The organism is Acinetobacter sp. HZNU-JH01 (genome assembly GCF_037996845.1).
Lineage (GTDB): Bacteria > Pseudomonadota > Gammaproteobacteria > Pseudomonadales > Moraxellaceae > Acinetobacter > Acinetobacter haemolyticus.
Genome location: NZ_JBBMZX010000001.1, coordinates 1,650,659 through 1,663,622 on the forward strand (window position 1 = coordinate 1,650,659; position 12,964 = coordinate 1,663,622).

Genomic DNA, 12,964 nt, shown 5'->3' on the forward strand with positions numbered 1-12,964 from the left:
CGCCTATCACGATAGCCAAGGCTGTCATTCCTCCAAAATAGCCTGACTGGTCGCTTTCTCATTCATCCAACGATAGACCACAGGCAAGATCACCAAAGTCAGTAAAGTCGATGAAATAATTCCACCGATCACCACTGTTGCTAGTGGACGCTGAACTTCAGCACCTGTACCCGTTGCGATCGCCATCGGAATAAAACCCAGTGATGCCACAAAAGCAGTCATCAAAACAGGGCGTAACCGTAAAATCGCACCTTGCCATGTGGCAATATGCAGGTCAAATTGTTCACGAAGCTCTTTAATAAAACTGAGCATCACCAAACCATTTAGGACTGCGACACCTGAAAGCGCAATAAAACCGACACCTGCAGACATCGACAATGGAATATCTCGCAACCACAACGCCACAAGACCGCCAGATAAAGCAAATGGCACACCACTAAACACCAATAAACTCTCTTTGAAATTATGGAATACCGCCATTAACAAAGTAAAAATTGCAATCAAGGCCAAAGGAATGACGATCTGCATACGTGCCGCCGCCGATGCCAAGTTTTCAAACTGTCCACCGTATTCCAGCCAATAGCCCGCGGGTAAAGGTTGCTGTTTTAATGTGGCTTGTAACTCTTGCACAAATGAACCTAAATCACGACCTTCCACATTTGCAGTGACAATGACTCGACGTTTACCATTTTCACGACCGACTTGACTCATACCAGAAATCGTTTCGACTTTGGCAACGTCTTGCAATTGAACTAAACCACCATTCGGTAACTGGATTGGGAGTTGTGCCAAGCTTTGTGCGGTACGTTGGTTGTCTGGCAAACGAATTTCAAAATCAAAACGACGATCTCCTTGCAAGATTTGCCCAACATTTTGTCCACCTACACTCGCAGCAACAACATCCTGAATACTTCTTACGGATAAACCATACTGCGCAGCCAAAGCGTGATTAATCTCCACATTTAATACAGGTAATCCACTGGTTTGTTCGACTTTTACCGCTGTCGCACCGGATATATTCTGTACTTTTTGCGCAATTGCTTGAGCTTGCGTATTCAATACATCCATATCATCACCAAAAACCTTGATACCAACATCACTACGTATGCCTGAGATCAACTCATTAAAACGCAATTCAATCGGTTGGGAAAACTCACTGTTATTACCAGGAATCGTTGCCAAAAAGGCTTGCATTCGTGTACGTAATTCATCAATGCTCTCTTTGGGATTTTCCCATTCCTTTTTCGGCTTTAATAAAATCACCGCATCTGAAATATTAGGTGGCATCACATCGGTTGCCACCTCAGCCGTCCCTGTTCGTGCAAAAATCGCTTTTACTTCAGGGAAGTTTTTCAAAATCAACTTTTCAGTGGTTTCTTGCATCCGCAAAGACTGCTCTAAACCCGTACTTGGAGAACGCATTTGCTGCACGGCAAAATCACCCTCACTTAACTGTGGCGCAAACTCACTCCCGATCTTGGTGCTTAAAATTCCCGTCAACAGTAAAATGCTGATCGCTAAAGTCACCACGACCAACCTAAACTGATAAGCCAGATCTAAAAGCTGTTGATATTTTCCTTTTAAAGCTTGCATCCAACGCGATTCTTTCTCTTTCACCTCACCCGTGACAAATAACGCAACCGCAGCTGGTACAAACGTGACCGACAGAATCATTGCACCTAGCAATGCCATGACTACGGTCATCGCCATTGGATGGAACATCTTCGCCTCAACACCTGTTAAAGCGAAAATAGGTAAATACACCACCATAATAATGGCTTGCCCAAACAATAAAGGTTTCCGTGCCTGTTTTGCAGCAAGAAAGACTTCTTTAAAACGCTCTTGTCGGGTTAATAACCGCCCTGCATGATGCTGTGCTTCTGCCAATCGCCGAATACAGTTCTCTACAATAACAACTGCGCCATCGACGATAATCCCGAAATCCAATGCACCCAAGCTCATCAAGTTGGCACTGATGTTCTGCTCTGCCATTCCTGTAAGCGTAAATAACATTGAGAGTGGAATAACGCAGGCTGTAATTAGTGCTGCTCGGAAATTTCCCAAGAAAATAAATAGAATGACGATGACGAGAATCGCACCTTCTACTAAGTTTTTTTGAACTGTTTTAATGGCTTTATTCACGAGACTGGTACGATCATAGACCGTTTCAATCTCAACACCTTTTGGCAAGGTCATTTGAATTTCTTGGATTTTCGCATCAACAGCTTGGGCAACGGTACGGCTATTTTCACCCATCATCATCATGGCAATGCCAAGAACGGTTTCCTCGCCATTATAGGTTGCCGCACCTGTGCGTAAATCATGACCAATCGCAACCGAGGCAATATCTGCAACACGAATGGGTAGACCATTTTTAACACTGACCGTAATATTTTGAATATCTTCAACGCTGCTCAACATCCCCGGTACACGCACTGTGAGCTGCTGACCATTTTCTTCAATAAAGCCAGCACCACGGTTCTCATTATTTTCCTGTAACGCCGTTTGGAATTCGGTTAAGGAAATCTGGAGTTGCTGCAACCGCTTTAAATCTGGGGAAACAATATAGGTTTTGTTATAGCCACCAATACTATTAATTTCGGCTACACCTTTGACTCGCTGTAATTGAGGCCGTACGATCCAGTCTTGGATCTCTCTCAAATCCATAGCCGTATAGGGTGTTCCGTCCTCTTTTTTGGCATCGGCTTTGGCTTTAATCACCCATTGGTAGATCTCTCCAAGTCCTGTGGAAATCGGTGACATCACAGGATCAACTGCATCAGGCAACTGCCCATCAGCCTCCTGCAAACGCTGATTAATCAACTGTCGTGCCCAGTAAATATCCGTACCATCTTTAAAAATAATGGTCACTTGGGATAGACCATAGCGCGAAATTGAGCGCGTCTGTTCCAGATTCGGAATACCAGCCATCGCTGTTTCAATCGGATAAGTAATCCTTTGCTCAACTTCTAAAGCAGTATAACCATTGGCCTGAGTATTAATTTGTACCTGCGTATTGGTAATATCAGGTACCGCATCAATCGGCAGTTTTTGATAACTCCAGACACCAATGGCAATCCATGTCATCACAAAGAGCATAACCCAAATGGCATTGCGAATCGCAAACTGGATCAAACGATCAAACAGCCCTTCGGGTTTAGGTAACTGAGAAGAATTAGTGGTCATGTTCCGCTTCTCCTTTCTCAAGTTCCGATTTCAGTAGGAAACTGCCTGCTGCGACATAGGATTGCCCAACACTTAAACCTTGCTTAATTTCAACCCACTCACCATCCTGCCTCTCTGAAATGTTTCGCTGCCCAATTTGTACTGGAACTGCTTTAAACTCAAAACCTTTGTCCTGATTTTTCTCTGCAACGAATACCACCTGCTTGCCATCAACTTGTTGAATTGCCTCTGCACTCACACGCATCACTGATGCAGTTGAACCAGATTGCAATTCCACATTCACCATGAGATTTGGACGCAATTCAGTCGCATTGGATTGCACTTTGGCACGAACCTGTAAACGACCTGTTTGTGCATCAGCTTCTGTTGTCAGGCTTTGTACTTGAGCATTAAAAATATTGCCTGTTTGTAGTGACTTAAATCGAATCTGTTGGTTTGGTTGCACATTGACATTCGCTATAGTCGGCAACACAAATTCCAACCACAATTGATCTAGCTGATCAATGGTAAATAATTGGTCAGCGAGTTGAACATTTTCTCCAATCACAATATCTTTATTGCTAATTACACCACTAATGGGTGCGGTTAAGGTGTACCGACCATTCGAGCCAGAACCAGCGCCAAAAGCCGTTAAACGTGAACGTGCAGCTTGAACTTGGATTTGTGCTTGGCGATAGGCATTGTAAGCACGTTGATATTCTTGCTTAGCTGAAATTCCTTGTGACCATAAGCTTCGTTCACGCTCATAATCTTGCTTTGCAAGTTCCAAATTGGTTTGCGCAATTTGCAAGTTGGCTTGTTGATCAACCAAATCTGGCACGAGAAGATTTGCCAATGCTTGACCACGTTTCACTTGCTGCCCTAATTCGACATAAACCGATTCAACTCGTCCCGCAAAACTTGGCGACACATGAGCTTGTCGATCCGTATTAACAACCAATTTTGCAGGATAACTTTGAATCTGATTGACCTCACCCATAGCCACTTGAGCAAGCTTCAAGTTATGCTGTTGCATTTGCTCTAAGGTCAAACTCAGACCGTCTTCATCATGCTCCTCAGTTGATGCCTCACTTGTATGTTCATCTGCCTCATTTTCCTGATGAGAATGACCTTGTTCACTTTGTGGCTTACTGCCTTTTTCCCAGAGTAAAACTGTTGCGAGAAAACCTGTAACAACAAGGATGACTGCAATCCAAACCCATTGCTTAGGCATTTTTGATTTCATCTTCATTACATTATTCTCCGACTTGGCTTGGGAAAGCACTTGCTTGTTGCCACATGCGTTGGTTGAGTTGCATCAATGCATCTTTAGCAGTGATCTGATCTGAGGAAAGCCCCATACGTGCCGTTTGCACATCGATATTGAGTTGCCATGCTTGCTTGAGCAGTTGGACTTTACGCAAACGAACGTCTTGTAGCTGGATTGTGGCTTGCTGAACATCTGTCACGGAAAACTTACCCAACCGGAAACCTTGCAAGGTTTTTTGTTGAACTTGTATCGCTAACGGTATTTGCTGATCACTCAATTGTTGATATTGGCTTTGCAAGGCTTTTAACTCAGTCATGCGAAGATCGATATCCAACTGATTTTGCTGACGATAAAAACGCTGCTGTTGTTGAATTAAAGTCTGTTTAGCTTGCGCAATTTGGATTCCATATTTTTGTGAATTAAAAATATTGAGTGGGATCTCTACGCCTAATCGAATTTGACTTTCAGTATTTTGGTCTGCCGAACGCGTACGATTTACCCCCAAAGTCATCGTTGGTTGAGGACGCGACTGCGCTTTGAGCTGTTCAATATGCGCCTGTTGACGCTGCGTTTCGAGTTGTAAACCTTGTTCAAAAAGGTTCTGATTTTGTTCAGACACAGTTTGAATGGTCATTGCCTGCGTCCAAAGCTCATTTACATTGGGCTGAATCGAAAAAGATGGCGTGCTTTCCCCCCATAATCCAGCCAACTGTTTTTGCGCAACTTGGAGCTGTAAATCTGCTTGTTGGCTAAGTCGCTGGTTCTCAAGATGTGCCATACGAACCCGCTCCACATCAACCTGAGCGATACTGCCCGCTTGATAGCGCTTTTCAGTTGCGTCTAAGTTTTGCTGACTCACTTGCAATTGCTCAGCAATCGCTGTTTTTTCCAATTGCAATAAAGCCACTTGAGACCATGCATACTGCACGATCAATTCCAATTCAGCGTTATAACGCTGCTGTGACAAATCTACTTGGTGAGCAGAAAGCTTCGCGACCTTTTGCGCGGCCTTTCGCTGCCCAAATAGATCTAAAGGTTGTGAAATACCAATGGACAGTTCGCGATCCTGATCACTTTGCAAGCCTGTTTGTTCGACCGAAAGACTAGGATTGGCCCACAGAGCACTTTGCTTAAGTTGCACACTCGCCATTTGTTGCTGTGTTTGCCAACTGGATTGTTGATTTTGATAGTTGCGAACACGCGCTAACACCCCATCAAAGCTCGCATTTTGCTGTACGATAGTGATCGATGATTGATTCGCATTTAATAATGATTCCGCCAAAACCGATGGGCTGGAAAGCACCGCAATTAAAGCCAATACCGAATATTTCAAAGCAATGGAATGCGTCGCAGGATTGAGCGTGTGATTTTTCAACGTACCGATACGCTGAGATAGATTAAAAGACATATAAAGCCCCGCAAATAAATAAAGTTGCGGTGGGCTATTTTTTGGCTACCCCACCTATAGCGGGGTTAGTAGCGGCGGCGGATTTAATCCAGATAGATGCGGAGACTGATAAGAATTAGACCAATAATATTTTTGTTTTGTTTCATGATCACTCAAAACAAGATGATCAAGCTGTTGCTGTGCTTCAGTAACCACCACATGAAAACAAGATGGCAAATGATCATGGTGATCTTGCAAACTTAATGGCATCGGCAAATCACTTGAATCTTGATTTACCTTCAAGACAGATATTTCCGTCACATCTATATTTTCTGGTACATGATGACCGAAATGACCAACAGAAACAGTTTGCTGCGTTGTACTTTCATGACCACAATACGCTGCCGCCACATTCCAAAGGCTTTGGAATATGAAAAGGCTGAGCAAGACGGTTATAAAAATACTTGATCGACGCAAAGTTTTCTCTTTAGTCAAAAATTGCACAACTGAACTATAGCAAGGAAGTTTGATGTAATAAAATTACATCTCTCCATTCAGCACTAAAATCTTTTTAAAAACACAAGATTCACAAAAACTAATCAATACATTTTGACAGTCGGGGACTGCTCACTTGCCAAGCAGTCCCCTAAAAAATTAACCCGATGATTTACACTTATGCTTGGTATTGCTGTGCTTCATGTCATGTTCGACATTTGCTTTCATTTCTTGCTGAGACTGAAGATTTCTTTCTAAGAAAATCAAACCTCCATCTGCATTTGCCAAGCTTGCTGAAAGGAATAACACCATAAAACATAGTTTTTTATTAAATTGAATCAACATTATCTTCACCTGATTTAAATGTTTTTGATTCATCTGATTCGAGGATTTGACCTCCAAACAAAATGAATAAAATTGTTCATTTATGATCTACTTCAATCATTTACCTAGCAAAATGGTAAAATGATGTATTGAAATAGAGCGCTTTCTGGTGAGTATTTTGAAACTATCCCACCAATAGCAGGGCAAAGACTGGAGGGGGATTTAAGCTTGTTAGATATGGCGACTGGTAATGATTGGACCAGTTATATTTTTGTTCTAATTCATGTATCCGTAGAATTGGTTGCTTCAATTGCTGTTGTTCTTGAATAACAATTGCATGAAAACATGTTGGCAAATGATCGTGATGATCTTGCACATCAACCAACCATGAAGCATCTGCCTCTTGAACTGCGACTAAAGAACTTTGTTGCTCTTTAGAGTTATCCAACGCATGATGACCAAAATGATTAACCGAAACAGCCTGCTGAGTTGCACTTTCATGACCGCAATACGCTGCCGCCACGTTCCAAATACTTTGGAACATGAACAAACTTAGCAAGAGTGTCATGAATACAAGTGAACGTCGCAACAGCACACCATTAACAGTAAATTGCAGAAAGGTACTATAGCAGCCAAGCATGCTGTAATAAAATTACAATAGGGTTGTGAGTTGCGCTTTTATTCAATCAAGCAACACAACTTAACACTTCATGAGATAGACAAAAATAATTTCTTTAATGGTTCGAGTAATATTTATGTATAAAACTTTTTTTATTTTCGCAGTAACAGCATGTTTAAGTCTTGGCGGTTGTGCGACGACATTGCTTTCCGACGCTTTACCCAATGAAACAACACAGACGCAAACCACGACCTTAAAAACAGATCAAATTATTGCATTGGGCCAAGCAGTCCAAGATCAGAAGGAGTACGGTTTTATATTTGTCGGTCAAGACTATAATTATTTGATGACGGAAGGCAGCTCAAACTTACTCAATATTATCAAAAGCATTCCAGCAGAACAGAGAACGTTAAAAACACCATCCCCAATCGAGCTAGTGATGGATGATGCTACCCATTTTCATGGTGAAATCACGATTCGATATAATACAACAACGTCGAAAATGGATGAAAAGCAGAAAGAGTTTTTAAAATCATTAGGGTTTATCAACCATTACATGGCGATGGAAAATCAACAACAAGTTTTTTACCCTTTCACCATCATTCGCTTTAAGGGCAAGATTTATCAAAACACAGAAGCACAAAAGATCCAACAGAAACTCCCAGTGCCCTACGCGATTACCTTACAGCAAAAGACTGAGATAACGACAAAGCATCCATTTAAAAAGGCAACGCGCATGGCTTTATATCCATTAGCCATGACCTTTGATGTGGTTACTGTCGCTCCGTCACTGATCTGGGCAGATCTAAATGGTGATTTTAATAAATAGCCTATTATAGAACTCAAGACCTTATTCAGCCTAAAATAAGGTCTACATCATTACTCAAAAATATTAAATTAAAAGCATGCATATCAACCCCGACCACTATTTAGAAACTGTCTCTGGTAGAGTCTTCACAAGTGAACGAAATCAGATGGCATGGGCAAAATGCTTTCATGACTTGGAAAATGAAATCATTAACAACTCAAACGTACAAATCGTTTATGTCCTGATTGGTTGCCAAGCTGCTGGTAAAAGTACTTGGGCTGACGAAAAAATAAAGGAAGAGCCTTATAATATTATTTTTGATGCCATAGAATCCCCAACACTAGATGAAGGATTTGCAAGTATCATTCATATAAGAAATTAAAAAACCAGCCCTCAGGCTGGTTTTTTTTATCAATCAGGTCTTAACCCGAAATTTTCTTATATTTAGAACGTTTGGTCGTAGCGGCATCACCTAAACGTGACTGGCGATAAGCTTCGTATTCTGCATAGTTACCTGTGTAGAATTCTGGCTGTTCGTTCTCAAATGACAGAATATGCGTTGCAATACGGTCAAGGAACCAACGGTCATGCGACACCACCATCACAGTACCAGGGAATACAAGAATTGCATCCTCAAGTGCGCGTAAGGTTTCGATATCCAAGTCGTTTGATGGTTCATCCAGTAAGATGACGTTAGCACCCATTTGAAGGATCTTAGCAAGCTGTAAACGGTTACGTTCACCACCAGACAATTCACCTACGCGTTTCTGCTGATCTTGACCTTTAAAGTTAAAGCGACCGATATATGCGCGTGATGCAATTTCGTAATCACCAATTTTCAGGATATCTAAACCGCCAGAGACTTCCTCCCAAACCGTTTTGTTGTTATCCAAGGTGTCACGAATCTGACCGACATAAGCGACTTTAACTGACTCACCTAAAGTCACAGTACCGGTATCTGGTTGCTGCTCGCCAGTCATCATACGGAATAAAGTGGTTTTACCCGCACCGTTTGGACCAACAATACCCACAATCGCTGTAGGCGGTACACTGAAGCTTAAGTTTTCATACAATAAGCGGCCGTCGAATGATTTGCTGATACCTTCTACTTCCACAACCTTGTTGCCTAAACGTGGACCAGGTGGAATGTAGATTTCAGACGTTTCATTACGCTGTTGGAATTCTTTAGAGTTCAACTCTTCAAAACGTTCCATACGCGCTTTGTTTTTCTTTTGCTGGCCTTTGGCATTTGAACGAACCCATTCAAGTTCTTTTTTCAATGCTTTAGCAAAAGATTCTTCTTGTTTCTGTTCCTGCTCTAGACGGGCATTCTTTTGTTCCAACCAAGAAGAATAGTTACCTTGGTAAGGAATACCATGTCCACGGTCAAGTTCAAGAATCCACTCAGCCACGTTATCCAAGAAATAACGGTCATGCGTAATCGCAACGATTGTGCCAGGGAAATCTTTCAAGAAACGTTCTAACCAAGATACTGATTCAGCATCCAAATGGTTCGTCGGTTCGTCTAGAAGCAACATGTCTGGCTTAGAAAGCAATAAACGGCACAATGCAACACGACGACGCTCACCACCTGAAAGCAATGATACATCGGCATCCCATGCTGGAAGGTTCAATGCATCAGCAGCAATTTCAAGTTGGTTATTGAGGTTGTGTGCATCCCATGCATGGATGATTGATTCTAATTTTTCTTGCTCTTTCGCAAGCGCATCAAAATCAGCATCAGGATCCGCGTATTCAGCAAAAACCTGATCAAGACGTTCTAAAGCGTCAAGTGCTTCACGTACACCATCTTCAACGTTACCACGAACGTCTTTAGTTGGATCAAGTGGTGGCTCTTGTTCTAAGTAACCGATTTTGATTCCTGGTTGTGCACGAGCTTCACCTGAGAAATCTTTATCTACGCCCGCCATAATACGGAGCAAAGTAGATTTACCCGCACCGTTTAAACCAAGCACACCAATCTTTGCACCTGGGAAAAATGATAAAGAGATGTCTTTTAAGATTTCGCGCTTAGGCGGAACCATTTTAGACACTCGGTTCATCGTATAAATATATTGGGCCACGCAGGACTCCTCAATTGAAAAACCAATACATCGCTAATCAGAATAAGCGAAAAATAATCGGACGTATTATACGCTGAAAAGCCCTTTAACTTGAAGTTAAGTTGAGATTTGTTTGTTTGCTTTAAAAGGATTTTCTTTTTCAAGACATTACACGATCAACCCAATCACAGTATCTCTCTGGATAAATGCAATTTTATTGAGATTGATATGAATAAAACTGCTAAAAATTGCATCATTTATGCACCATTTTGGATAGCTTTTAAGCTACACTCGCTTATTATTTAACTCACGTAGATGATGTAATTATGACCTATAAAGATGAAACTTTAGCCATTCATGCGGGATATTCACCAGAAGCAACCACCAAAGCAGTCGCAGTACCCATTTATCAAACCACGTCTTATGCCTTTGATAACACACAACATGGGGCAGACTTATTCGATTTAAAAGTTCAGGGAAATATCTACACTCGAATCATGAATCCAACCACCGCTGTGCTGGAGCAACGTCTCGCAGCGCTTGAAGGTGGTATTGGTGCTTTAGCTTTAGCCTCTGGTATGGCAGCAATCACTTACTCGATTCAAACCATTGCTGAAGCAGGCGACAATATTGCTTCTGTTTCAACTTTATACGGTGGGACCTATAATTTATTTGCCCATACTTTACCGAAACAAGGTATCGAAGTACGCTTCTTTGATTATCAGAATCCAGAAGCATTACGTTCAATTATTGATGAGAAAACCAAATTAGTTTTTGTGGAATCAATTGGTAATCCACTCGGTAATATTATCGACCTAGAAGCCATCTCAAAAATTGCGCATGAATATGGCGTACCCGTGATTGTGGACAATACCGTGGCAACGCCTGCCCTACTCAAACCATTTGAATTTGGTGCCGATATCGTAATTCATTCACTCACTAAATATATCGGCGGTCATGGCAATAGCATTGGCGGCATCATTGTGGATAGTGGGAAGTTTCCTTGGGGTAAATATCCAGAACGTTTCAAGGCATTAAATACCCCTGACCCAAGCTATCACGGCGTCAATTATGTGGAAGCACTTGGAGAAGCTGCTTATATTGCACGCGCGCGCGTCGTTCCATTACGTAATACAGGCGCAGCAATTAGCCCTTTGAGTGTGTTCTTAATTCTACAAGGATTAGAAACTTTAAATCTTCGTATGGAACGTCATACTGAAAATGCAATCAGAATTGCGGAATATTTAAAACAACACCCAAAAGTAAAATGGGTGAACTATGCAGGTTTAGAAGATCATCCACAGCATGATTTGGCACAAAAATATGTGAAAGGGAAACCTTCTGCGATCCTCTCATTCGGTGTCCAAGATGGATTAGAAGGTGGAACTCGTTTTATTGATGCATTACAGCTATTTACCCGCCTTGTAAACATCGGCGATGCAAAAAGTTTAGCGTGTCATCCTGCAACCACAACTCATCGTCAATTGAATGCAGAAGAACTCAAATCGGCAGGTGTCAGTGAGGACCTAGTGCGCTTGTCTATTGGCATTGAGCATATCGATGACCTCATTGCTGATCTTGAACAGGCTCTCGCACAGGTTTAATCGCATTGAAATCAATGAGCCTCCTGATGGGGGCTTATTTTTTGTTCAAATTAAGCAGAATATGATTGCTTTTTCAACTATTACAACAGCTTGTTTTAGAGTTTTTACTCTAAAAAAGCTATTATTTTTCAAACATTTACACTAGACAAACAAAAAATATCGGTTAATATTAATACAAAATAAAGTGCAATGTTTAATCGCAACAAGGATACATTGCAAACAACAGCTCGATTAATGTAGGACACTTACATGAACGCAAAACTCAAAAAACTTTTTCAGCAAAAAGTCGACGGGAAAACAATCATTGTCACAGGTGCTTCAAGTGGTATTGGTTTAACGGTTTCAAAATACCTTGCTCAAGCAGGCGCACATGTCTTATTGATTGCTCGTACCAAAGAAAAGTTGGATGAGGTAAAAGCTGAGATTGAAGCTGAGGGCGGCAAAGCAACTGTATTTCCATGTGATTTGAATGACATGGAATCTATCGATGCCGTTTCAAAGGACATCTTAGCGGCTGTAGATCATATTGATATTCTTGTAAATAATGCAGGACGCTCAATCCGCCGTGCAGTTCATGAATCGATTGACCGTTTCCATGATTTCGAACGCACCATGCAACTCAATTATTTTGGTGCAGTCCGTTTGGTATTGAATCTTCTTCCACATATGATGCAACGCAAAAATGGGCAAATCATTAATATTAGTTCAATCGGTGTTCTCGCAAATGCAACGCGTTTTTCTGCTTATGTTGCATCAAAAGCCGCTTTAGATGCTTTTAGTCGTTGTCTATCAGCTGAAGTACATTCACATAAAATCGCGATTACTTCGATTTATATGCCTTTAGTACGTACGCCAATGATCGCACCGACAAAGATTTATAAATATGTACCAACGCTTTCTCCAGAAGAAGCTGCGGATCTGATTGCGTATGCAATCGTGAAACGTCCGAAGAAAATCGCAACCAATCTTGGACGCTTAGCTTCAATTACTTATGCTGTTGCTCCAGACATTAATAATATCTTGATGTCGATTGGTTTCAATTTATTCCCAAGCTCAACCGCATCTGTCGGTAAGCAAGAGAAGCTCAATCTTATGCAACGTGCCTATGCACGTTTGTTCCCAGGTGAACATTGGTAATCTGATGGTGAACAAAGACCTTTCTCTCTGAGGAAGGTCTTTTTTTATTGATCTTCAAAATGTGTATAAGTTTAAACTTATCCACAAGTTTG

Annotated in this window: 11 protein-coding genes; 4 read left to right on the plus strand and 7 right to left on the minus strand. The window is 41.5% G+C overall.

The annotated features are described in order from the left end of the window. Window positions 1-24 precede the first annotated feature (24 nt). The 6 genes from AAC851_RS07915 to AAC851_RS07940 form a co-directional block, all read right to left on the minus strand. Window positions 25-3,186 (minus strand): efflux RND transporter permease subunit, encoded by a 3,162-nt coding sequence (locus AAC851_RS07915; RefSeq protein WP_160126437.1) that lies wholly within the window; start codon window positions 3,184-3,186, stop codon window positions 25-27. Continuing rightward, a complete protein-coding gene (locus tag AAC851_RS07920; RefSeq protein WP_160126436.1) occupies window positions 3,176-4,417 on the minus strand; it encodes an efflux RND transporter periplasmic adaptor subunit in 1,242 nt (413 codons plus the stop codon). The genes AAC851_RS07915 and AAC851_RS07920 overlap by 11 nt, the downstream gene beginning before the upstream one ends. A gap of 4 nt (window positions 4,418-4,421) precedes the next feature. Next, on the minus strand, window positions 4,422-5,843 hold the full coding sequence (locus AAC851_RS07925; protein WP_161419758.1) for a TolC family protein: 1,422 nt from the start codon (window positions 5,841-5,843) through the stop codon (window positions 4,422-4,424). Window positions 5,844-5,897: 54 nt separating this feature from the next. Next, window positions 5,898-6,326 carry a cation efflux protein, CzcI-like gene (locus AAC851_RS07930; RefSeq protein ID WP_005088536.1) on the minus strand — a complete coding sequence of 143 codons (429 nt, stop codon included), beginning with the start codon at window positions 6,324-6,326 and terminating at the stop codon, window positions 5,898-5,900. Window positions 6,327-6,476: 150 nt separating this feature from the next. Then, window positions 6,477-6,662: a hypothetical protein gene (locus tag AAC851_RS07935; RefSeq protein ID WP_161419757.1), complete on the minus strand. Its 186-nt coding sequence runs from the start codon at window positions 6,660-6,662 to the stop codon at window positions 6,477-6,479. Between the two features lie 163 nt (window positions 6,663-6,825). Beyond that, window positions 6,826-7,185 (minus strand): cation efflux protein, CzcI-like, encoded by a 360-nt coding sequence (locus AAC851_RS07940; RefSeq protein WP_445290553.1) that lies wholly within the window; start codon window positions 7,183-7,185, stop codon window positions 6,826-6,828. A 211-nt stretch (window positions 7,186-7,396) separates the two neighbouring features. Here AAC851_RS07940 and AAC851_RS07945 point away from each other — a divergent pair, with 211 nt between their 5' ends. Next, a complete protein-coding gene (locus AAC851_RS07945; protein ID WP_340600727.1) occupies window positions 7,397-8,089 on the plus strand; it encodes a hypothetical protein in 693 nt (230 codons plus the stop codon). A 145-nt stretch (window positions 8,090-8,234) separates the two neighbouring features. Further along, entirely contained in the window at window positions 8,235-8,450 is a 216-nt protein-coding gene (locus AAC851_RS07950) for a hypothetical protein (RefSeq protein WP_340600728.1), read from the plus strand. A 40-nt stretch (window positions 8,451-8,490) separates the two neighbouring features. Here AAC851_RS07950 and ettA read toward each other — a convergent pair whose 3' ends face one another. Beyond that, window positions 8,491-10,152, minus strand: a complete 1,662-nt coding sequence (gene ettA / locus AAC851_RS07955; RefSeq protein WP_262570607.1) for an energy-dependent translational throttle protein EttA — start codon at window positions 10,150-10,152, stop codon at window positions 8,491-8,493. Between the two features lie 305 nt (window positions 10,153-10,457). Here ettA and AAC851_RS07960 point away from each other — a divergent pair, with 305 nt between their 5' ends. Beyond that, entirely contained in the window at window positions 10,458-11,735 is a 1,278-nt protein-coding gene (locus tag AAC851_RS07960; protein WP_004641379.1) for an O-acetylhomoserine aminocarboxypropyltransferase/cysteine synthase family protein, read from the plus strand. Window positions 11,736-11,984: 249 nt separating this feature from the next. After that, window positions 11,985-12,872 (plus strand): SDR family NAD(P)-dependent oxidoreductase, encoded by an 888-nt coding sequence (locus AAC851_RS07965; protein ID WP_004641380.1) that lies wholly within the window; start codon window positions 11,985-11,987, stop codon window positions 12,870-12,872. Window positions 12,873-12,964: the final 92 nt, after the last annotated feature.